Genomic DNA, 23,890 nt, shown 5'->3' on the forward strand with positions numbered 1-23,890 from the left:
AAGGAGCGCAAAACTGATGAGAAGAGCGGGGTAAAACTGAATTGGCCTCTGCTCACGCCACTGTTGATTGGGACACCCTAAATAAAAGACCGAGGACGCGAGAGCACAACTCAATAGCCCGAGCCCCGTTAAAACAGAGGAATACATTGCTAGTTTCACTTAAGGGTTAGAAGTACCACCACCAAAGTGGTAGAAGATTGATTACTAAATGCTGATCAATCGCGGCGACTAAGCTAACGCCTGACGAAAGAGTAATAGAAGTCTATTTCTATAGCTCGACATTTGCAAATAAGAATGATTAGCATTATATTCCCTGCCGATCTTCCTTGTCGTTCTGACTTCGTTATATTGCTAGGGATTACGTCATGTATAAGCGCCACCTGCTCAGCAAAGCCGTTTCACTCACTATTCTTGCTTCGATTGGAGCGACTGCGATTGCCGCAGATGAGAAGAAAGAAGAGTATGCGCCGCAGGCAATGGAAAATGTCATTGTTATTGGCGAGAAAACAGAGCGCTCCCTCAAGGAAACCACGTCTTCGGTATCCGTAATTACCGAAGAAACCTTAAATAGCATGCAACACTTGAGCATCACCGATGCGGTGTCCAATATCTCTAACGTGGTAGTACTTTCTGGTGCTACTCCAGATATTCGCGGTGTGTCCGGTAACGGTTCAGCCACCGGCTTTAACTCCTTCACAGGCGGAGCCAAAGCTCGAGTTTCCACCCTGATTGATGGTGTCGCCGAGCCATTTGTTGCAGATCTCACGGGTGATTCCGGTATTTGGGATGTGGAACAAATTGAAGTATTCCGTGGACCCCAGTCCACCAGCAATGGCCGTAACAGCATTGCCGGCTCTGTCTACATCAAAACCAAAGACCCAAGCTTCGATTGGGAAGGTGCAGCCCGCGTAGGTTACCGCGACCAGGATGGCTATATCGATACTTCCGGCATGATTTCCGGTCCAATTGTTGACGATACCCTCGCCTTCCGGCTGACCGCCCAGCAACTCACCGGCGACACTATCAGCAATGCCCAAGAGTATGAGGGCAACCCCGCTGACTTCGACCTGAACACTCTGGAAACCCAGCGACTGAAGGGCAAGCTTCTGTGGACCCCCACTGAAAAGTTGAAGACATTATTTACTGTGTCCACTAACAGCGAAAAGGGAAACACTGGGCGCGTGTACTACACCTTGACCGGTGTTGACGATTACGAGCCTAACTTCTATCGCGACATGGATACCGAATCTACCACTGCCAGCGCTAAAGTGGATTACCAGGTCAGTGATAATATTTCCATTGAGGTGCTGGCGGCCTATATGGATTACCAGTGGGGCTTTGATTCTTACGAAGAAGAAGCCACCAGCCAACAATACGTTCGAATGGATGAACAGAACACCACTATCGATGCCAAGCTAAACTTTGGGCTCAACAATGAAACACTGAATGGTTTTATTGGCTTTGCCCACTTCGAAAGAGATCAAGACTTTAACAGCTACAACAGTGTTACTTATTTTGGTGACGACGAAAGTACCTCTACAGCACTTTATGGTGAAGTGACTTACTCACTGACAGACCGTCTGAACCTGATCAGCGGCCTACGTGTGGAAAAAGAAGAACAAGACCGCTACTTTCATTTTACTTCCTACGGAGAACCCTCCAGTGACCCTCTAAATACTGATGAAACCATCATTCTCCCTAAAATTGCACTGCAATACGATCTAACCGAGGAGACTATTGTTTCTGCCAGTGCGCGCAAAGGTTACAATTCTGCTGGCGGCGCCCTTAAGTTGGACCGCGATACAGATAATAACACCATTTATTATTACTACTACTACGATGAAGAAACCGTTAATACCTATGAGTTGGCTTTACGCAGTTCCTTGGCAAACGGCACCGTCAGCCTAAACGGTAGCTTGTTTTTCAATGAATACTCCGGCTATCAGGCACTCAGCTCTACTCGCAAAATTGTTAATATGGATGCAGTAGAGACCTATGGTGTTGAACTCGAAGCTATCGCAATGCTGACTCCGCAATGGGAATTACGTGCCGGAGTTGGACTGCTGGAGACTGAAATCACCGATGCCGGTGCTGATTATGCAGATGCTGACGGCAACGAACTTAATTCCGCGCCGAACGTCACTGCAAACCTAGGCACCAAGTACTGGATTAGTGATGCGCTTAGCGTAGGGCTCTCGGCCAACTATGTAGGAGAGTACTACGGTGATTTCACTAATACTGAAGAGCGGGTTGCCGGCGATTACACTCTCGCCCGCCTGAATGTTAACTATGAAGGTGAAGATTGGAGCATCGCAGCCTATGTTAACAATGCCTTTAATGAAGAAGGATTCCTCACTATTGAACCGGCAGTAGAAGGTGGCCGCTACCCAGATGGCTACGCAGCCATTGTTGAACCCCGCAATATTGGTGTTTCTGCCACCTACCGCTTCTAATTAGCTCCTTTACCAACAGCTAAAAATCCGGCCCCTAGTTGAGTTTATCTCACACAGGGACCGGAATTCCGATATCGTCCTAAGCCTCACCCTACTGCACAATTATTACCATATTGCTGTTTCCAATCTGGGAAACATTAGCATTTTGAAAATCGTTAACCTGGCTAACGGTAAACATATTTAAGTTACCCTGCTGTAATGCCGTGGCAACACCATTCGCTCCGCTTTGGATAGTCGAACCCATATTAGTCAAACCGATCTGAGTGGTACTTGCCAAATTAAAGCTGCCAGATTGAGCGTGGATAATAGTGTTAAATTCATTTTGCTGACTAATGGCACTGGTATTATTATTATCTGTTTGATTCACAGTAGCAGTATTACTATTCCCCAGCTGGCTTAATGTGGAAGTGTTAGTGTCGGATACAAATTGCGACACGGTAGCCACATTCAAGTTCCCCTGTTGAGCAGTTACAGCCGAGCTCGTCGTGCTATTGGTTTGAACAACCGTACCGGTGTTGTTGTCACCCACTTGATTAATAACTGCTGTATCAGTAGTACTACTCGACTGTGTAACCGTGGCAAAGTTAACCAGATTGAACTGATTTATAGTTGCAACACTGGTTGTAGATGCCACCTGATTAATTACGCCAATATTAGTATTCCCATTTTGAGTAATAACGGCAGCCACAGTATCAGATGAATTTTGAGCAACAGTGGAAGTATTTAAATTCCCTGTTTGTATCTGATTAACTGTGCTTCCGGTATTTCCGTTTACCTGAGTGGCAGTGGCTGTATTATTGTCTCCAGTCTGGGTTTGGCTGATAAAGTTAAATGTAACGGTTGGATCACTTTGATCCGCTGTCGCGTTATTACCTACTCCATTTTGGTTCTGAACCGCAACATTGTCGGAGGCAAAAACACCCTGGCTTGCAACAGCAAGCAGGACCGCAGCCGCCAACGGGGCACACCTTTTCATATTTATCTCCTTAGAATATGAAATGTCGCTAAATTAAGATTCTTATACTGCATCAACACACAAAATTAATTAGCACCATATGCAACAACATTAAGAGAAAGCAATTTACGATCAGCTGCGCTTAATTTTGCTAAAACAAATACCGGAACTTCAGCATTTATGCTTATAAACTCTTGCTTCTCAAGGACTCAATCCCCAGCTTCCTTCAGGAATCTATGCTTGATGCTGTGTTGAGTCTTATCCCCGATGGCACTTTCAGCAATAGGAGAATAGTGCGGAAAAAATAGGAAGAAAGTTTTCCAAGTAGGTAGAAATACAGGAAATCGAGCACGCTAAAGCAGTAAACGCCGCTTAGGCAGCGTTTACTAAAGAAAAGATAGCTTTTAAGTAAGACATCAATTTAGTCAAGACAAGAAGGGAATGCAGACGTAAAGTCATTTCCTAGCCAGGTATTGCTAGGGAGCCTCTGAGTAACTCTGTGATGCCTCTGGCATGCAGAGCGGTTCACAATCAAGGCGCGGCTTCGCAGGAATGACTAGACCTTTCAAGAAGTCGCAACGCGAAGTGTGAATCGCTGACCTTGAAGGCCGCATCTGCTGCGTTGCAGCTCTTGCAAAGGGCTAGGGCCATTCGCGGCGAGCTGCGCCTAACATCTGCAACCTTCAAGACCCCCAGAGGTATTACGTAGTTACTCAGAGGCTCCCTAGATTCACATGCATCCTTATTCTCATCAAGCAAATCCATATCACCGCTATTTGAAACTTGATTGCTGATGATGACATTATTCTCCTGTTCTAGTCCACGAAGAACGATTCCAACGCCTCCCACTTCTTCACCAAAGGTATCTGCCACAATATTTTGTGCCACTCCCCCCCCTGACGCGCGGCCTATTTCAATGCCCGATAGGAAACTGTGAGAGACGGTATTTTTAATGACTTGAAAACCATCCCCATCAACCTGTATCCCAGAACCTCCACTTTCTGTAATCACACAAGAGCCTACTTTATTGTTGTCACCAATTATCGACACTCCTGTAGCAGAGCGATCCTCCACTTCACAATCAGCAACATTATTGTTACCGCTCAAGACCTGAATACCAATATTACTGGCATCACCAACTTCTATGTCGAAGATGCTATGAAAACCTTTACCGCCAACCAATATTCCAATACTACAATCGTCTATTTGTTCACCCGTGACGAAAGCACCTGTTCCCTCAATAACAATACCAACATTGTTATTGGAGCATTCTATCCCCCCACTTATCATGGTAAGACTGCCAGAGGGGCCGATAACTGTCAGGGCTGGATCTTCAGCGCAAAATAACTCTTTTTCCAGTACTTCTGCTGAGGTAATAACATCACCGCATTCAGGTACCGCATACACTGGTAATGCCATCCCCCCCTAGAGAGCCAGCCATAAAGACGAATGACTTTAAAATCCTACCTATTGTTCTCTTTCTCATAATCAATTACACCTTAAGCCTTGCAGACAATAAATTTGGTATTGCGGCACTCTATCTACATAAGAATTAAAGCTACTGAAAAACTACAAATTAAAACAAAATCTTTATCTAAAAGAGTGCCACAACTCTGTTACAACCAGAAATCTTGAGTCAAACACAGATTTTATCAATAAGAATATTTAACTAAGAAAATAAGAAAAAGATCTCATCGTTAGTAAACCTCAATAAGCCACACTCCGAAAGTCACAATTCAATCAACAAGCACCAATCATACGATGATGAAAAATAGCTTCTATCCTAAGTCGATAATCGCACTAACAATTGGATTCACCTTTATCACCTCTTCAGGCTTGGTGTCGGCAGTAAGTTGTGGCGATGTTATAACTACAGCAGAAGTACTGGATGCGGATATATCCAACTGTGCTGCTGATCCAGCGATCACAATAATAGGACCAGAGGGGAGCCTGGACCTCAATGGTTACGAAATGTCCTGCGATGGAATGGCGGGTGTTGGAATACTATTGGATGGCAGCTTTGCAAATTTAACCAATAGCCAACCTCAAACGGGAATTATCACCTCCTGTGAGACTGGAATATCAATCGAGGGGAGCGGATTCCACAATATCAGCAGTGTTACCGCAATTGAAAATGCTATTACCGGAGTCAGAATAGTTAGCAATAACAACTTCTTATCCGGGTCCAACTATACGTTTAACTTAAGCATCGGCATCGAAGTCCTCGGAAATGAAAATTTCCTTAATCTTTTAAATGTTACCAGTAACGCCGATGGTGGTATAAACATTTTTGGAGATAACACTCTAATATCACTTAGCAATGCCTCTAACAATGGTGGTGCAGGCATTGACATTAGGGATGTTGATGGATCTCAAATTATTCAAAATAGCGCAAACGCCAATGATCAGTTCGGCATTCGAGTAAGGAACTTCGATCAAGTAAATACGCTAATTACAGGTAATGTTGCACAGACCAATAACAATAATGATCTTGTGGACAACAACAACCCAGCCTGCACTGGCACTACATGGTTTGGCAACCAATTCACTAGCAGCAATAACTCATGTATTGAATGACTTAAGGAGCCTCACGGGTTGTTCGAAAGTAAAGATATGAAATTTTCAACAGCCCTCCTGTAAAAAAACCAAAGAAATTTCGGAAATACCAGCCAAACGAGCTATAACAAGTATCACTTATGGTGTTAACTGTGAAGATGTAATCACCACAACAGAGGTACTAAATACCCACATAACACATTGTGCAATTAGCCCCGTTATTACAGCTATTGGACCAAACGACATCTTAAATACGAACAACTTTAATATCAGTTACAATGGTGGTGCACTATCCGCTTTGAAGGTGATGGTTTTCACTACATGAGCGGCGCAAATGTAACAGACACGTTTATAGTTGGCATCGCCATTCAAAGTGACCATAACTTTCAAACAAATGTCAGCTCTAGTAATACCAATGGCAGTGGTATAAGAATATTCGGTGATGATAATTTTTGTTTATTGTTACAACAGATAGCAACGTACAACAAGGAGTCATCATATACGGCGACTGTGTAAATATATACCAAAGACAATCAAACTCTAATACATCATTCGGCTATTCGGTTGAAGGCTCAGATAATCTAGTGGATATATACATCTTTTGCACTAGGACAATATGGTAGGGAAATAACTTTGGAAGCGCAAACTAGGCCTGCATCGAGTAGAGTTTCTACAACAATGTGCCTACTGACAAACAATAGTTTGGCAACAGGCTCTCTACCCTACAGAAAGAAGCGCTAATTTGATATTATACACTGTCCAGAGGTAGTAGCGTCAGGTGAATTCCCAACCCAGCTATTTAAACAGGGTGAACTATTATTATCCTGCAGATCAAAATCTATATTGCTGAAAACAGTATTCCCGACAATCACATTGCCAGACTGCCCCAAAAGTTCCAGTAAGATTCCAGCGGTATTCGCCCCTCCAATCCCACTCATTGAGACGGTATTTTGGGCAACCGTATTACCATCTGCTTTACCAATTAAGATACCATTTAATGTGCTTCGACTGATCTCATTGCTTACAATAAGGTTGTTATTACCCTCTAATTGAATACCATTCTCTAAATTATCTAGGATCGAGCTAGAAGACACATTATTATTATCACCAGCTATAAATATGCCAGTACCACTGTTTTTAAATATTCCTGACTGAATAACAGAGTTAAAACTACTATTAACAGCGATCCCTGATATATCTGTTCCATCTACTCTGATTGCCTGTATATTGTGGGCTCCAGTTCCATCCAACGATATTCCGATGTCACATAGTGTTACCACACCATTTGATAGGAAAGCCGCAACACCGTCAATCTGGATACCAACAGCAGAGCCATCGCACCTAAGGGTGTACTCTGCCATGTCTAGGCTACCCGTAGGCCCCATTATCGTTAGTGCGGGTTCTGTTGAGCACACAAGATCCTGATCAAGTACTTCAGGACTAGTAATTGTGTCACCACAATCAACCGCAAAGGCGGAACTACCTAAAGCAAAGTATAAAATACCAGGTACCACAAAGTGCCTAACGGATCCCCTAAATTCATACACCACACAATCCTCCTTGAATCATCTTAACAATCATATCCCTCATCCAACCAAAAGGCTGGGCTATCTCACGCAGACAAAATAACTATAGAATATATCCCTTGTAGTCTTAGCTAACCTCACCAGCAAAAAATCACACACAATAATAAAACCTATGGGAAATAGAGATAGACGTAAGGCACCTTAAAAAGACTTGCGGCACGTCTCATGAAATTTTTGTAGAGTAAAGACATTAACTCTAGAGATCTGAAGGCAAATAATGAACTGCCTTCAGATTCAAATTTAAAACTAAATTAATGTTACTGTGATGTCACACATTCACCAGAGGTAGTAGCATCAGGAGAATTTCCTATCCAGTTATTCTCACAGGGTGCAGAGTTGTCATCTTGCAAGTCAAAATCCACATTGCCAGAGACAGTATTGCCTACGATATTGTTTCCAGTCTGGCCAAATAGCTCCATTAAGATTCCTGCAGTATTTGACCCTTGAGTGCCATTATTCTCCACCGTATTCTGGCTGATAAGACAGCTACTGGCGTTATTAATTTGTATTCCAGTTAAAGTATTATCCGATACTGTATTTGACGATATTATTGAACTGCTACCATCTACCTGTATACCCGTTATTTCATTTCGACTTATGTCATTAGAAAACAGATTATTTGTTCCCCCCGCGATTATAATACCTGTACCTGCATTATCCGATATATTTGATATGGTTAGCGTATTATTACTACTAACAAACTCAATACCAGAAGAAGTATTACCAGAGGTGTTCAGGCCGAACAAATTATGAATACCGGAACCTTCTACAGAAATACCTGTATTGCAATTAGATACAAACCCATCCTGTAACACCCCGCCCGATATTATGGCCGCAAAACCATCGACCAAAATTCCCACTGTAGTTCCATCGCAACTCAGTGTATAACCATTTAAATCCAGATATCCGGTCGGCCCAGTTACAGTCAAAGCCGGTGTAACATTGCAGAGCAAATCTTGATCCAGTATTACCGGAGTGGTAATGATATCTCCGCACTCAACGGCACCATTTGCTTGTGAACACACAGATACAGACAATAAAGAAGCTGCCAAAGAAGTTATCAATGCCTTGTTTATCACACTTCGAGATATAAATCTCACGAGAGACCTCCCAAATAAAGCTCAAATACAGAAAAGATATGTCATGCTGATTTTGAGCCAAAAACTGGAAACAGCCATGGGAAATTTGTCCGCAAAATTTAGTAAAATAGTTTAAGCAGAGAATGGAGTATATTGATATACAAGCTACAGAAATATAAATTGTAAAAGATAACACCACTACCTAAGCCACCATAGTGGCACTATCTTTTTATATCCGTATATTTCAATCCAGGCAGCTAGGATCTACAGTGTCAAAAGTATTGTTTCGCCATAAATTGGTACCATTGCAGGGATCACTGTTTAAGTCTTGCGCATCGAAATCTTCATTGAGAATCCCCACATTTAAAATGATCAAATTATATTGCTGATCAAAGTCATTCATTAAGATTCCTGCCGTTCCCGCACCTGAAGTACCGTTATTTTCAGATGCATTTTCAACGATCCAGCTATTATTGGAATCATTAATCTCTATCCCTGAGCCCATATTCTCAAAACAGAAATTCTCTGTTATATATGATCGATCACCATCTATCTGGATACCACTCAAGGTATTTTCTTCAAAGGTATTCTGGAAGACGTTATTCCTCTCTCCAGTAACAATTAGTCCAACCCCCGTATTTGTTTGAGCGGTACAGGCTGTCATATAGTTGCTATTGCTCACTAACTGAAATCCAGCGCTGGCATTTGCCGTGGTCGATACCGCTTGAATATTATGGAATCCATCTCCATTCGCTAAAACACCCACCTCACAATCTGCAACCTGCCCTCCTCGAAGTAGCGCAGCACGCCCCTCTAACAGCACTCCAACTTCACTACCATCACATTGAACCTCGTACCCGGTCATATTCAGGCGTCCATCAGGGCCTATAACAGTTAAAGCGGGGCTGACATCACAAGTGAGATCCTCATCCAAAGTAACAGATGTGGTAATCGTATCCCCACATTCAACATCATCCGCAATCACTGGCTTGGAAATGGAAATGTTGGATATCCCGATCATTGAGACAATGGCGATTTTATAGAGACTTGAACGAGGGAGTTTCATCAAATTTTTCCTTAGCGCTGTGTTCGTTATTCATAGTCTAGGGTCATGCCTAGGTGATTTTGATCCAGCATTAAGAAAGAACCATGAGAAATTATTCCTAATAAAATGGGAATTTAGTTTGGGTTTTATGTTTAATATGCGCCAATACGGCTACGATTTTATGGATTTTATTAAAGAAAGGAGAGTTAGGGAGATGGCCAAATGATGGAGTAGGCGTCGCCCCTGCTCCATCATTTAGCGGATAAGAATTTAGGCTTTTGGCCGAACGGCTTTGATATCCTGATCTGCAGCCCAGTTAAGAACGTCTTCCCGACGCAGCGCCGTTGCCATCAGGTCCGGGAATTGATCCGGTGTACAGGCAAAAACCGGAGAGCCTATCGCAGCAAAATCTTCCGCCAGCGACTGGTCATAAGATGGACGCCCATCATCACTGAGTGCCAGTAAGGTAATCACATTTACATCCTCGCGAACAAGGTTAGCAACCCGTGCTTTTAACTCCTCTTCATTCCCCCCTTCATACAGGTCGGTAATCAGGATTAAATGTGTCTTGCCAGGCCGCTCAATTTTATCCTCACAATAAGCCACCGCCTGGTTAATGTCTGTGCCACCTCCCAGTTGTACGCCAAACAAAACGCTGACCGGGTCTTCCAAGTCCTCAGTGAGATCGACAATTGCGGTATCAAAGCAGACCAGTTTGGTTTTCACTGCCGGTATTGAAGCCATTACCGCTGCAAAGATTGAGCTGTATACCACCGATGTCGCCATGGAACCGGACTGATCGACACATAGAATGACTTCATCCAGATCCGCAAGCCGGCGGCTTTGTCGCATAAAGCCAATCAACTTCTCAGGCACCACTGTGTGGTAGTCATGTTGGTAGTGCCTGAGGTTTTGCTGGATGGTTCTATGCCAGTCGATATCAGCAAAGCGCGGCCTGAAACTGCGTTTTGATTTATTGACAGCTCCCCTAACCGCTTCTGTGGTCTTTCGCTCCAAGCGCTCCATCAGCTCGTCGACCACTTTCTTGATGACCTGGCGAGCAGTCTCAATAGTCTTTTCAGGCATCACTGAACGCAGACTGACCAAGTCTGCGACCAAATGAACATCCGCTTCAATCGCCGACAAAAACTCGGGCTCCATGAGCATCTGCTTGAGGCCAAGGCGCTCAAACGCATCACGCTGGACAACTTGTACTACCGAAGTCGGAAAGAACTCGCGGATATCACCCAGCCAACGGGAAACTTGTGGCGACGAGCGGGACAAACCACCTCGACCTTTTTTACCAGACTCCGAGTCTCCGCTGCCATAAAGCGCACTTAACGCTTGGGACAAACGCATATCCCGCTCAGAAAGCCCGGATTCACCTTCATCAGCCCCCAATACCAGGCGCCAACGGCGCTCCTTTTGTTGGTCTTTATCGACCGTTACCTCATCGGGTTGTTGCCCTTCAGACACTTCGTTTACTACGCCCATGTCTTGTCCTTCTGGATTAATTTGCCGATACGCAATAAATGCTCTGACCACAGCGGCAAAACTTCGGGATTAATGGCTTTGGATACCGAGTGGTTAGATCGGACACCGAGTACCAGCTCCATCATGCGCCGACGCTCCATCGCATCGAGACTGGAAAATACGCGTCGGAACAAGGGCAAATACTCGATAAATATTTCTTCGTCCAGATGCAGCAACCAGCGCTGTACCGCTCCCATCAATACCGGGTCGTACAGCAGGCGCTCAACCGCTTCAGCAAAAAAGCCCTCAAAAAATCGTGCTGCATCGGCGGCAGCTACCGCTGGAGACAGGGATTTTTCCAGCAATTGCTGTAACCGATGTCCATCGAATCTTTCAGCCTGATACAAAAGACGCGCACAAAGACCGCTAACTTGCAAACTGGAAAGAGAGCTGTCTACCAGTTGCTCGAAGGCTTGCCACCAGTCCTCCATAACTTCATCACCCAACTCTGCCAATTGCAGTGCCTGGTGAGCGCTGTGAATACTATTTCGCAGCCGTAGTGACTCTGCATCGTTAAGATTGCGACAGGCGTACGGCAGGGCCAGGGCAGATTGCATGGCTAAGCGTTCTACCAGGCCGGCAACTTGCTCCAACGCTAATTCTCGCGCGGTACCATAGCGTTGTACCTGGATTAACGCCGGCAGGCTGTCGAGAAGCTCGATACCGTCACTGGCCAGAGCCGCTCTCTCGGCCAATCGCTTCAGCCCCGCTTCAGAAGCCCGGTGCAACTGAGATTCAAGGGACAGCAAAACCACTTCTGCTAATTTGCCCAAATGACTCTCAGCCGAGATCGCCTCGATAAGTTTATTGTTAGCCGCTTGCTCAATGGTGGAACCGTAAACTAAGTTTTCCACCAACTTAACTGCATACTCCGGCTGCCAGCTGAGCACCCAGTTTTCCCGGAAAGTACCGCGACTTTTTCCGGTATGGGAGGGTTTACCCCAAGGCACTTCCAGCACAGCAAGACGGTGCAGTAACGTAGATTTATTCAGGCCGATATCACTGCGTAAATCCAGGGAAACTTCTTTATCCAGAGCCGTGGGCTTTAGCTTGGTCTTTTTCTGCCAGCGCTGTAGATCCTCCAGCAGGGGCACCAGTGGGGCATCCTCGGGGATAGCCCCAACTTGCTCACCCAGAAGCAACTCTCTTTCTACCTGTTGCCAAATAAGGCGCTCGCCAAAACAGAGGCAGGCCACAGCGGCTTCAATAATTTCTTCAAACCCCGGAGCTGGACGATTTCTAACGGCTGCCAAACTGCGACTCAGACGCACGGCTTCAATAACCGAAGCCGTAGAGACCACTTGTCCACTTTCGCGCAATGCGCGCACCAGCCGCCCAAACCAAAGCTCCAGCCACTGCTCGCCGGTGCCCTCGCGCCAAATATGCTGATACCACATAGGTGCAGCAACCCCAGCCCCGTAACCGGAAGCCATCGCCAATCGCGGCGATGTCCAGGGAATCCAGGTGGTTTTCACTTTGCTCTTGGGCAATTTCGCCGGCAGCTGTTTAATCAGTGCGCGGTCATCTTTTGCTGTGTGCTTTTCACGAAATGCCGGTAAGTGCCAGGCCCCGCAGACTACAGCGACCTCACCTTCCACCCCTTTCTTTTCTTTGGCAATTTCCAGGCGCATATAGGCTTCGCGCAGTAAATCCCTTTGCGACAACGGCGCGGTTTCAGTTATTTCTCCGCGCAGCGCGGTCATCGCCGACTCTACCCGGGAAAATATCTCCGCACTGTCATCGTTATTCTGCTCGATCAGGTCATTCCACCAGGCCTCACCATCTTCATAACCCGCCAGCTTCGCCAAAAGGCCGATAGGATCAGAGGTATCAGATGGTGGCTCTGGCTCGCCTGCCACCGCAGGGGAATCAGACTCTCCGCCGTTTTGCTCCGCTTCAGGGTCCTGGGCTTCAGATTGGAGTAACTGCGCCAGCTGGATATTAATGGGCAGATCAATGAATTTAACTTCTACCCCCTGTTGTACAGCCCACAGGCAGGCCTGGTACTCAGGGGAGTATTCCACAAACGGGTAGTAAAGGCTGGAGCCGGGCGACTCTGCGGCATAGCCGAGTAGCGCTACCGGCGGCTGCATCTGTGCGCTAGCCAGCAGAGGCAGTAATTCACTGCAATCAGCGGGGCCCTCTATCAATACTTTTTTTGGCTTCAGCTGATCCAACGCGGCGACAAGTCGCCGCGCAGAACCGGGCCCGTGGTGCCGAATACCAAAATAATGACAATCCACCTTGGACACGGGATATCCCTTACAGTACTTCGTTCATGGTGTGGTAGTAACCGGCAAAGTCACGGCGCTTTTTCAGGACCGTTTCCAAATACTCCTCCAATACAGCTTTATCCTGCACTGGATCTTTGACAATGGCGCCGACCAAATTACTGGAAAGCTCTTCTGCACTGAATTTACCATCGCCAAACCAGTTCGCCTGGCTCAATCCACCCACCATTACCGCAATTGCCTCAGCCGTAGACAAGTTACCGGACGGTGTTTTCAGGGTTATTTTTCCATCCAGTGTTTCACCGCCGCGCAGCTCGCGGAAAATGGTCACTATTTTCTCGATCTCTTCGCCGGCGTTTGCCGGTACTGGCAACTCCAGGCTCTCACCCATTTCTGCCACGCGGCGAGAAATAATACTGACCTCTTCATTCATATCATCGGGCAGCGGCAACACAACAACATTGAAACGACGTTTTAATGCGGAGGATAATTCATTAACACCCTTATCGCGGTTATTGGCTGTTGCAATTACATTAAAACCGCGCTGCGCATAAACCGCATCATTCAACTCGGGGATCGGCAACATTTTCTCTGACAGCACGGTAATCAATGTATCCTGAACATCAGAACCCATACGAGTCAGCTCTTCCAAACGACACAAGGTACCCTGTTCCATAGCGCGATATAAAGGCGTTGGCACCAGGGCTTCTTTGCTGGGGCCCTTTGCCAGTAGCTGAGCGTAGTTCCAGCCATAGCGAATCTGGTTTTCGTCAGTGCCCGCCGTACACTGGATCACACGGGTACTATTGCCACAGATCGCCGCAGACAGGTGTTCAGACACCCAGGACTTTGCCGTACCCGGCACACCGAGTAACAGCAGTGCACGATCGGTGGCGAGGGTGGCAACGGCAGTTTCAATCAAGCGCCGATTGCCGATATATTTTGCACTGATCTCAGCACCTTCAGCCGTTGTGCCGCCCATCAAGTATTTCACGACTGCCTGCGGAGACAGACTCCAATTCTCTGGTTTTTTGCCGGTGTCTTCTGCTTTTAAGGCATCCAGTTCTGATTGGTAGGTAATTTCAGCGGGTTGACGAAGTACGTCACTCATGGGGAATCCTTTTATTTTACCTGCCCGGAAATTCACTGCTTATTTTATGAATTTTGCCGGGCAACGATTGGTCTTAAAATTAAATCTGTGTTGGGTGTATGGACTAAAGCCCACCCACGCCGGCAAGCTCGCTATTAAAGCGAAGACAGTCAGTTGCGGGGTCTGCCCGTAGCACACCCTGCTCAAAAAGCGCTTCCAGTAACTGCCGAGCGGTCTCTCTGGGTAACATCAAGCCCAGTGCAGTCAACTCCCGTTGGAGATAAATAGACTGCAAATAACCACTCTCACTTAACTCCTCGACAACGAGTTTTAACAGCGCCTTCCAAGGCGACGTTTTTTTCAAGTCATCCCAGGAAAGCTCCGTTAACGGTTCGGGCAAAAACTTGAGTAAATCCTGAAAATCTACTTTGGCCTTCTTATTGCGCAAAAGTCCAAACATCAATTCGGCACGGCGGGACTGTTCCAGGCGCGGCAATAAACTGTGTAAGAGAGACATACCGGCCTCACCGGTATCCAGGTAGCTCTCAATATTGGTGACCAGCAGGGCAATAGCCTTATCTGGCAAAGTATTTACCGCATTGGTAACAAAACTGTGGTTGTCATAATCGCGACTTTTATCGAGCTGCCAAGCCCCAGCTAAGTCAGTCACGCTGATATCCAGTGCTTCCGCAAGGCTTTGCAGAGATACCTTCTGCAAAAATTCCGAGCGAATGGCTTGCTGTTTTTTGCTCTTGAGCTTACGGGGCAATAGTTGCAACTGCTTCTTTACCAAGCCCACTTTTTTTAATTCGTAAAACTCAGCCAATTCCTGCGCAGAAGACTCTTCCTGAGTATTAGATTCAAGTTCCGATGACAATCCCAATCGGGATAAAAATTGGCTGGCAAGACGCGCCACCTTTTGTGAACGATCTTTAAGCAGGGACTGTAAATATTCCCCATCGGACTCACTCAGCCGGATAGCAAGAACTCGTACGATCCTTAAACGCTTATCAGCGGATTCGCGCCCGGCGCAGGTCTGGATCAAATTTAAAGCGGCGGCGGGGTTACTGAAACGCAACTCCCTGAGCTTTGCCAGGCGACTGGCGGGATACCAATCATCCCAGTTTTCCTCAGTTAACGCTTCAGTATTATCAATACTACCCCGCTCATTCGCGGCCCATTGTGACCAGGGTAAATAGACTTCCGGCAAGCCTTCATCATTACTTGAGGGAAGCCAGTCCGCAGGATGGGCAATAAATCCCCGCTGTAACAGCAACTTCAGGAACAATCCGGTTTGCTCCATAGAGCGGGACTGAACGCTTTCAGTGACCCGTCGAAAATGGGCCCGCATTGGATAGGGAAGCACGGGCTTATTCAACTCGGGCAACAAGGGAAATTCGCGTAACTCTGCCGGAGCTTGGGGCTGGTAGAGTGCGCTTTGATGCTGGCTGAGAAGCGCTACCGCCGCTGATGCCAAGCGCTCCTCTTCCAGGCCTTCAAACAATGGACGCCAGGACTCAGGTAGGGCGTCGAGCATTAAGGGCAAATCACTACCCACCATCCAACGCTGTTGTAGGCGCTCTACCAACAACTGCTCTTCCTGGATTTTCTCAGGCGTTAGCATGCGATTGTCCCCCACTCATCTGTCCGCGCGCTGTGCAGTTCAGCACTGCTTCCATCCCACAAAATAAACGCCGCCTGTAATTTTGAACCCAGTAATAGAGAGGGAATCTGTTCATTGTTGAGCGGTAGCGTTTGCTGCCCAGTCGAGCAGCGCCACCAGTAATTGCCGTTGGCACAGCGCAGTAGACGCCCCCCTTCAAGAAGGTGCGGTACCTGCTCTATCCAGGGTTGCTGAGACAACTGCTTTTGGTAGTGGGAGAACACACTCTCTTGCTGGGTTGGCCACCTCTGATTCACACCATCCTGCACCACTTTAAACTCCACAGGGAAAGCTCTCAGTGGCATGCGACCGGGATAAAAAACCAACTCCCCTTCTACGCTGGCGCCGATACCAATACCCACCTCCCGGCGCCCCGCAGAAGCCGGATAGTGATCCAACAACAGGGCAAATACTGGGGTATTACTATCAAGCTTGAGCAACCAGGAAGCGTGGCTCACCAAACCATCGCGGCGGGTGCTCACTTTCTCTCCTACATTCTGCCAAATGCCCCTTTGTCGGGGGCTGGCTGGGTTTTCCAAGACCTGGTCACGGTTCTCGGCAACGGCAATAGCTCTACGAGCATCCACATCTTCCTCATCAGTGAGCCAAGCACTGCTGAGTAACATTAATTGCCCCAGCTCCTTGAATACCACTTCCGCCTGTTTCTGTGGTGCAAGCCCCAGGGCCTTGGCTGGAAGCTCATCAACCCTGGATGCCAGGCCGGCGGCTTTGGCGTCTACCAAGCGCGCAGAGATATAGCGGCAGCGCTGGCGAAGTTCCTTGAGAAATCCCACCATGCCAGTACGTAATTGATCCTCAACCCACTGCTGGAATTCACCTAGCCCGGTGGCGATACTCTTGTTGGTTTTAGCGCGTGTCTGCGCTGCCCGCTTAGCCCTGGCCGCTTCCTTTTTTTCCTGCGCCTCTTTACTTTCCGAGGTTTCCTCAGAAATACCGTGAATGTTTTTATTGGTAGAAGCTTTTGTCTCAGCTTGAGCTTCAGGCTTACTCTTGCGCCGCCGCCCCAACCACTCTACTACCCACTCCGGTGTTTCAGCCTCAATAAAGTCATCCGGCCCATCGGCGAATTGCCACAAAAGGGCTAGAACATGCTTGCAGGGAAACTTACGTGAGGGGCAGGTACACTTGTAACCGTGATCTACTGTATCTGCCAAGGTGTAATAGGGATTGGCCCCCGACCCTTGGCATTGCCCCCATATACAATTTACAGAAGCCGCTTTACCGCGCAAAGGCCATTTAGCCGGCTTCAACAGTTTTTTGGCTGCGTTTAAAGAAGCCTGGTCTGGGGCCAGTTCTTGCACAACCTCTAGGGAAATATTCATCTCTTGCCTTATACAGCTCAATACTGTACATAAATACAGCAATCGCATCTATGTAGCTATAGTGGCGCATAAAGTATCACGCAGCCCACAGAGATTAAAATCTAATTTCTCAAATTTTGATTTTGCCGTCACTCTTATTGATTTAAGACAAAAAGTACACTCGGCGAGCATTTATTTGGCACGATCGAACAAGCTCTAAAGAAACAAGGTGTTCTCTCCTGCCAGCATTAGAGGGATTTCGCCTAGCCTCTCTAAATAAGTTACCATTTTCAGGAACTGGCTATATTGGCACCAATTCCAGCCAAACCTAATCGCAACAAGATATCCTTCTCTATACGATTAGGTCCATTGGATATCAACGGCCAGTGAAAAATGCAATTAAACTAAATACGATATTTACTGTCATTAGCACATGCTTAAGCATGTCCAGCTTCTCTCAGAGAATTGCCAAACTTATTGAAAAATCTGAAAGCTTTCCTTTCAATGAGACAATAACCCCAGAACAAATTAAAGACTTAGGGTTTAAAAAAGGCAGCTATGATATAGAAAAAAGCAAAGAATACATCAGGTATTATCACGCTCCTGCTTCATCTAAAGACGGCATTCATTACTCAGTCAAATATGACACCGACGGCAAAGAAAGCACCGTTAAACTTGATTTACCAAAAGATGCACTGAAAGAAAAATATTCTGGAACAGTGATTTTATTACATGGGTTCCGATCATCAAAAGAGTTCATGTTATTTTCTGCTCAATACTTTCGCTTTCTTGGATTTCAAGTTGTAGCTCCGGACCTCCTTGGTCACGGGGAATCGAATAGCACCAAAAAATATGGTGTAGGAGATAGTGAAATCATCAATAAACTTATTGATGCACTAATCAGTAAAGGGGACATCAAGGACAAGCCCTTATATATCGTAGGAAACTCTATGGGAGCCTTAACGGCTCTCTATATCTCAGCCATGAGATCTGACTTAAATGGAATTATTTTACTTGCCCCAATGGTCCCTTTTGATCAAGCCGTGTATAACTACGGTAGGCTCAATCATCCCATACTTAGCCGGGTTATACCCGAAAATAAAATTCGAAAAGGAGCAAATCTGGCTCTGGAGCAGTCTGGTATTGAACCGAGTGATACCAATATACTTCCCCTTCTCTATTCTTCCAAGCTCCCCATACTGCTAATATCCTCCCCCTCGGATCTAATTGCACCCTATGGTAATTATATAGCTTTAGATCAATCAAATATTAATTTGGTGAAAATTCCCAATAGAAGCCACCCAAGCATATCGACCATTGGAAATATTGAACACGAAGCAATTATCAGCTGGCTTAATAAACTGTAAGATATTTACGCGATCCAAGAATTTATTAGCCTTAAGGATTAATCACAAAGTCACCCTTAAATAAGGGCGTAGATTTATCAAATCTAATTGATCATCTGCCTCGGTGAAAACATAATAATAGCCATACCCAGCATTGCTACAGCGGCACCGCTCACATCCCAAATGGTGGGCTTAACGCCATTAACCAGCCACAACCACATTATTGAAGTAAAAATATAAATTCCCCCATACGCCGCATACACCCGACCCGCAGGGGCCGGATGTAATGTCAAAAGCCAAGCAAATATTGCCAAACTAATACCACCTGGCACTAGCAACCAAATACTTTCACCCTGCTTTAACCACAAGTAAGCCGTGTAGCAGCCTATTATCTCTGCAAGCGCCGTAGCCAGGAACAAAGCTATAGTTTTTATTTCAAACAGCAGCATGAACGTCTAAATATTTAGCTATTTACCGGACAAACATTTTCAAGACGCATTGTGAAGGCTCTTTTCATATATGAAAATTGTTCGATGGTCTCCATATGTTTACTCAGGGAGTTTCTTGCACGTGTGAATTTTCTCTTTTCCGCTGCATTCATTCCCTCGTTAAACATATATAAGCTTTGCAGTGGTGCCATGGCAGTTTTCTCTGTGCGATAAAAAACATCATCAGACATCGCCAAATCAACTTTATCCCGTATGGAGCCATCCGGCATAATTTGTACCGATACGCTGGGAACGTAATTCGCAATAGGGCCGTCAAAGTTAAGAACGGTGGATTCCTTCTCACTCAACTTCTTCGCCACATAAACCTTAAGCTTGTTATTGCGCACTTCCAATTTTACAAACGGTTTAATAATTTTAAACTTCTCCTTATCCTCCTCAAATAGTTTCACGGATGCTTCAAGCATTACCAGGCTTTGAGTATTGATAAAGCGTTCATATTCTTCCAAGTGGCACGATGCCTGTACCCCACTACTCAACAAGAAACATAGACTAAAGGCTAATCTTTTCATTGATCTAAATATTACCCTTAATATTTGATAAATTGATCGCCTCAAACATCAACTGGCGCACTGGTTAACCCAGCACAGTTTAGACCTCATTGGCATCACTATTAGCCAGTGATTGCGCTTGAAACTTTCTTACGATAAAAAATACGTACCCTGCTTCTTTTTCCGATTAATTTACGCCACTAATAGTAAAAAAGGTGAAGCTGGTTCAGCTTCACCTAACGGGTTTAGTCACTAAAGAAATCCTGATCTCTACGGAAGTTAGTCCCTACCGATAATCCGATAGTACTACCGGTGGCAGTTCAGCAGCCTCTGACATCCACTCTTTTACGCTGTCACGCCCCAGCAACCGGTCTATCCACTGTTTAGTAAGCGGCCAGGGCTGCAAATTTGGGGCGTGGGAGAAAATTCTTATCACTGTTGGCACAAAGGCTAAATCTGCCAGGGACAAAGCACCCATCAAGTAAGGGCCACCATTTTGCTCAAGCTCTCCTTCCCAGGCGGCAAATAGGCGCTCCGCATCCATCTCTTCTTCGGGGGTCATTGGGCGTTTGTCGGGGTAAAATGCACTTTCAAAGGATAGGCGTGGACACAACCCGGACAATCCAGAATGTTGCCAGCTAAGCATGGCCCGGGCTCGGGCCCGCATCAATGGATCTTGAGGTAGCAGTTCACCAGAGCCAATGTCATTGGCGTATTCCATAATGGCCAAGGAGTCAAAAATAATCATCTCCCCCTCTTCCAGTACGGGTACTGATCTCGCAGGGGATAACTCTCCTATACGCTGTAAGTTCTCGAATCGCTGTGGCCGACGAATATCTACAACCACTTCCTCAAACTGAACTTCCTGTTCACGCAGTGCCAGCCAAGCCCTAAAGGCCCAAGTGGATGCATTTTTAGTACCCGAGTACAGAACACGAGACATAATTAATCCATTGTTATAGTTGAATTATATTGATCAATTTATAGCTTCAATTATACCGTTCAACAGCTAAACAATTAGAATATAGCACCAAGTTTATTGCGTATTAACTGTACTGCAATTCATGGTCATCAATGATTCAGCACAAACAGCTATTTTTTTGAATCCCTTCACAATCTTGGAGGAAATTAAATGGCGACTCAAGTTAAAGCTAACTCTCACCAATCAATTGAATCGCCAAAGAAGTACAACTTAAGCTTCTCAAATCGCTTAAAAATTCAATCTAGGCAGCTCGGGTTTTTAGTAATGGCATCATTAGCGTACCAGGTGTTGGTGCCACTACAAGTAGGGTCAACCGTATCATTCAAATCAAAGGGATCATTACCTGAAGAGATATTCCCAGTTATGATGTTATTAGTTGAATTGGTGGATTCCAGTACGATACCACCATCAGCAGTATCTCCATCTCCATTATCTGTTGTTATATTTTGGGAGATTACATTACTGGATGAGCCTTCGATTAAAATTCCTGCCCCACCATTATTGGTGGATATATTATTAAATACACTTGAAAAGCTATCATCTATCTGAATCCCATCAGAGAAACTGCCGGTGACGATGCAAGAAGAGAAAGTATTGAAATCATCATCCATATCAACACCCACCCGACCACTGTTGGTAATTATGCATCCATTAATAATGTTAAAGATACTGTCAATATCAATACCATCGTCAACACTATTAATAAGTTCAGTTCCTATGACCGTGTGATAACCCACACCCTCTATAAAGATATTGTCAAAACATCCATCAATGGTACCGCCAATCAGCACCGCGCCTTGCCCCTGGATACGTATTCCAGCACCACCAAATCCCGCGCCTGTAGCACAGGTCACAGAGAAGCCTTCCATACTCAAGCTACCTTCAGGGCCAACTATAGTCAGGGCATCTGGATCAGCAGCAGTAAGGTCACAGGATAAATCCTGTGTAAGCACTTCGGCGGTTGTAATAACATCACCACAGGATACCTGAGCTGATGCTACAAAAGAGTATGACGCTGTAAATAGCCCCATTACGCTTAATATTAATAACTTAATAACTGACTGTTTAATATCCATGTAGAACCTCTGTCAATTTTAAATATGAATTGGATTTCCTGGCCTGGGATACAGACTGCCTCCTTAGTTTGGACCTGACTATTAATTCCGCCATAAGAAAAAGTACCTAAAGTACTAAGCTGCAATCAGCGGGGAAACAGCAAATCGAAGGGGGGGGTAAAAATTAGGGGCACAAAAAAACCCGGCCGGTGCCGGGTTTTTTTAACAAAAGATAAGGATATTACTTCAAGCCAAGTACTTCTTTACCCTGGATAAAGGTAACGTCAACCGGAATACTGGCCTCAGCCAAGCGATCCAAATCAGCCTGCAGTTCAGGGCCAATTACGCCTTTGGTCTCCAGCAATGATTTGGCTTTCTCGTAATCGCCATCACCCTGAATAGTAATGATTAAACGAGACAAGTTGGTCATCGCCTGTTGCATCTTTTCAAAATCAACACTGTATTGACCAGTCTTGGGATCGCGAGTGAAGGCACCCTGCTCCTTAAAGTAGTTAAAGCGCATCATGTTGGCTTTACCGTGGGCACTGGCCGCACCAAAACGTACGCTGCGGAAGATACCCGCCAAGAAGGTGACATAGTTATCCATCAACTGGCCTTCTTCCAACTCACCTTTTTCATGCAAGCGGGTAACCATGTACAGACCGAGGATATCAGCCTTACCTTCTTCCAGGGCGGAAGAGGTTTCCTTCAAAGCCTGGCGAACATTATTTCCGCCTTCTACGGTCTTTTTAATTCCCAAACCGTGGGCCACTTCGTGGAACATGGTGTTGGCAAAGAATGCCGGGAAGGTAATGTTCTTGCGCTGATCTTCTGCGATCAATACATCGCTGATCGGCACCAGGATCTTGTCAAACTTGGCCTGCATTGCATTCTTCAGCTGCAAACGACGAGTGCCTTTGGCCAGCTGTACTTCCTCATCATTGGGAAGGTTAATGGCGATAGTCTTGGAGCCAGCGTTACTGTGGCCAGCGTAGAAGAGTACATCGTAGGCATTCAAGTCTGAATCTGTTCCCGGCTCTTCAGATTTGTATTTTTCCTCAACCGGCAAACCCTTCTGTAGCTCGGGCAGCAGAGCGGCAAACTTGGCCAGTTTTTTACTCCACTCTTTGTCTTTCAGCAGGACGTAGGACTCATAAGCGGTACGATAGGCAAACAACTGGTCTTCATAGTTTTCAATAGGACCAATAACCACATCGATATCATTCTCCTTCATATCCATCCAGGCCATATCACTGGGGCGGAAATTATCGGAGAGAAGTGCATCGGCACGCATGGTGAGGTAGTTAGCAAATTCCTTGCTCTCAGCCAATTCAGCTGCCTGGCGCAGAATACTAGCCGCCTTATTCAGGTCCGCATTGTAGGCTTCGTTGTAAGGCACCAGTTCGAGACTGCCAGACTCATTGCGGCGTACCAGGGAGTACAAGCCGTCTTTTCCTGCCTGGTCCCATTTCTCGAACTCTTCGCGGGTCATATCCGCTGGGTAGAAGTTAGCACCCAGGGGCTTATCTCCATAACCAACAATAAACGGCTTATTGTCGTTAAGGCGATCCCAGGGGCCATAGTTGATATCGGCAAACTTACGAGCGCGGTTGTCTTCAATATCCGGCAGCAATTCCTCAGCTGGGCCGTAGGATTGCAACCAGAACAGGCGATCCATAATCTGGCTGGCATCAATCAGCAGGCCAATCATTTTGCGCTGGTTGTCGGAGAGACCGCTTAGATTTGCAGTGAGCTCAACCGGTACATAGATATCAAAACGCTTATCCGCATCTTCTACCTTTTGGCCTGAGGGCACAGGTACAGTCTTGGACTCTACAATCTGAGCCTCAGCTTCCGCTTTGGCAACTTCTTCGGGCTGCTGCTCTTTTTTGGAACAAGCGCCAACAAGGGCCAGTGCCAACACTGCTGCCGCTATCTTGGTAGCCTGAAAAGGAATGGTCATATCGCTCTGCCTATCATTTTTTTGTATCGGCGCC

General features: G+C 46.0%; 18 protein-coding genes. 3 read left to right on the top strand and 15 right to left on the bottom strand.

Annotated elements, in window-relative coordinates:
- The first annotated feature begins 365 nt into the window (after nucleotides 1-365).
- A complete protein-coding gene (locus tag ACJJI6_RS10705) occupies nucleotides 366-2,453 on the top strand; it encodes a TonB-dependent receptor (RefSeq protein WP_444927062.1) in 2,088 nt (695 codons plus the stop codon).
- A 91-nt stretch (nucleotides 2,454-2,544) separates the two neighbouring features.
- Here ACJJI6_RS10705 and ACJJI6_RS10710 read toward each other — a convergent pair whose 3' ends face one another.
- Nucleotides 2,545-3,429, bottom strand: coding sequence for a hypothetical protein (locus ACJJI6_RS10710; protein ID WP_444927061.1), 885 nt, complete (start codon nucleotides 3,427-3,429; stop codon nucleotides 2,545-2,547).
- A gap of 510 nt (nucleotides 3,430-3,939) precedes the next feature.
- Nucleotides 3,940-4,827: a right-handed parallel beta-helix repeat-containing protein gene (locus tag ACJJI6_RS10715; RefSeq protein ID WP_475713365.1), complete on the bottom strand. Its 888-nt coding sequence runs from the start codon at nucleotides 4,825-4,827 to the stop codon at nucleotides 3,940-3,942.
- A 345-nt stretch (nucleotides 4,828-5,172) separates the two neighbouring features.
- Here ACJJI6_RS10715 and ACJJI6_RS10720 point away from each other — a divergent pair, with 345 nt between their 5' ends.
- Complete coding sequence (locus tag ACJJI6_RS10720; RefSeq protein WP_475713366.1) at nucleotides 5,173-5,985, top strand: right-handed parallel beta-helix repeat-containing protein; 813 nt, start codon at nucleotides 5,173-5,175, stop codon at nucleotides 5,983-5,985.
- A gap of 716 nt (nucleotides 5,986-6,701) precedes the next feature.
- Here ACJJI6_RS10720 and ACJJI6_RS10725 read toward each other — a convergent pair.
- From ACJJI6_RS10725 to ACJJI6_RS10760, 8 genes are all read right to left on the bottom strand, one after another.
- A complete protein-coding gene (locus tag ACJJI6_RS10725; RefSeq protein WP_475713367.1) occupies nucleotides 6,702-7,325 on the bottom strand; it encodes a NosD domain-containing protein in 624 nt (207 codons plus the stop codon).
- Nucleotides 7,326-7,807: 482 nt separating this feature from the next.
- Nucleotides 7,808-8,650, bottom strand: a complete 843-nt coding sequence (locus tag ACJJI6_RS10730; RefSeq protein WP_475713368.1) for a right-handed parallel beta-helix repeat-containing protein — start codon at nucleotides 8,648-8,650, stop codon at nucleotides 7,808-7,810.
- 223 nt (nucleotides 8,651-8,873) lie between these two features.
- Complete coding sequence (locus ACJJI6_RS10735) at nucleotides 8,874-9,695, bottom strand: right-handed parallel beta-helix repeat-containing protein (protein WP_475713369.1); 822 nt, start codon at nucleotides 9,693-9,695, stop codon at nucleotides 8,874-8,876.
- A gap of 249 nt (nucleotides 9,696-9,944) precedes the next feature.
- Nucleotides 9,945-11,168 (bottom strand): VWA domain-containing protein, encoded by a 1,224-nt coding sequence (locus tag ACJJI6_RS10740; protein WP_475713370.1) that lies wholly within the window; start codon nucleotides 11,166-11,168, stop codon nucleotides 9,945-9,947.
- Nucleotides 11,159-13,459 carry a DUF5682 family protein gene (locus ACJJI6_RS10745; protein WP_475713371.1) on the bottom strand — a complete coding sequence of 767 codons (2,301 nt, stop codon included), beginning with the start codon at nucleotides 13,457-13,459 and terminating at the stop codon, nucleotides 11,159-11,161. The genes ACJJI6_RS10740 and ACJJI6_RS10745 overlap by 10 nt, the downstream gene beginning before the upstream one ends.
- A 10-nt stretch (nucleotides 13,460-13,469) precedes the next feature.
- A complete protein-coding gene (locus ACJJI6_RS10750; protein WP_444898200.1) occupies nucleotides 13,470-14,549 on the bottom strand; it encodes an ATP-binding protein in 1,080 nt (359 codons plus the stop codon).
- 103 nt (nucleotides 14,550-14,652) lie between these two features.
- Complete coding sequence (locus ACJJI6_RS10755; protein ID WP_475713372.1) at nucleotides 14,653-16,152, bottom strand: DUF5691 domain-containing protein; 1,500 nt, start codon at nucleotides 16,150-16,152, stop codon at nucleotides 14,653-14,655.
- Complete coding sequence (locus tag ACJJI6_RS10760) at nucleotides 16,146-17,534, bottom strand: SWIM zinc finger family protein (RefSeq protein WP_475713373.1); 1,389 nt, start codon at nucleotides 17,532-17,534, stop codon at nucleotides 16,146-16,148. Before ACJJI6_RS10760 ends, ACJJI6_RS10755 begins: the two co-directional genes overlap by 7 nt.
- A 365-nt stretch (nucleotides 17,535-17,899) precedes the next feature.
- On the opposite strand from ACJJI6_RS10760, the gene ACJJI6_RS10765 reads away from it, so the two are divergent.
- Nucleotides 17,900-18,880, top strand: coding sequence for an alpha/beta hydrolase family protein (locus tag ACJJI6_RS10765; protein ID WP_475713374.1), 981 nt, complete (start codon nucleotides 17,900-17,902; stop codon nucleotides 18,878-18,880).
- Between the two features lie 83 nt (nucleotides 18,881-18,963).
- Here the strand turns inward: ACJJI6_RS10765 and ACJJI6_RS10770 are convergent, their stop codons facing one another.
- The 5 genes from ACJJI6_RS10770 to ACJJI6_RS10790 all read right to left on the bottom strand — a co-directional run bounded on the left by ACJJI6_RS10770 (nucleotide 18,964) and on the right by ACJJI6_RS10790 (nucleotide 23,856).
- Nucleotides 18,964-19,302, bottom strand: coding sequence for a YnfA family protein (locus ACJJI6_RS10770; RefSeq protein ID WP_444919275.1), 339 nt, complete (start codon nucleotides 19,300-19,302; stop codon nucleotides 18,964-18,966).
- Nucleotides 19,303-19,322: 20 nt separating this feature from the next.
- The gene (locus ACJJI6_RS10775; RefSeq protein ID WP_444906055.1) at nucleotides 19,323-19,814 is read right to left on the bottom strand and encodes a hypothetical protein; all 492 of its coding nucleotides are present in this window, start codon (nucleotides 19,812-19,814) and stop codon (nucleotides 19,323-19,325) included.
- A gap of 328 nt (nucleotides 19,815-20,142) precedes the next feature.
- Nucleotides 20,143-20,799, bottom strand: a complete 657-nt coding sequence (locus tag ACJJI6_RS10780; protein ID WP_475713375.1) for a glutathione S-transferase family protein — start codon at nucleotides 20,797-20,799, stop codon at nucleotides 20,143-20,145.
- Nucleotides 20,800-21,074: 275 nt separating this feature from the next.
- Nucleotides 21,075-21,914, bottom strand: a complete 840-nt coding sequence (locus ACJJI6_RS10785) for a right-handed parallel beta-helix repeat-containing protein (RefSeq protein ID WP_444906057.1) — start codon at nucleotides 21,912-21,914, stop codon at nucleotides 21,075-21,077.
- A 220-nt stretch (nucleotides 21,915-22,134) separates the two neighbouring features.
- The gene (locus tag ACJJI6_RS10790; protein ID WP_444906058.1) at nucleotides 22,135-23,856 is read right to left on the bottom strand and encodes a DUF8614 domain-containing protein; all 1,722 of its coding nucleotides are present in this window, start codon (nucleotides 23,854-23,856) and stop codon (nucleotides 22,135-22,137) included.
- Between the last annotated feature and the right edge of the window lie 34 nt (nucleotides 23,857-23,890).

The sequence above is a fragment of the Microbulbifer maximicatervae (SeqCode) genome (genome assembly GCF_056232625.1).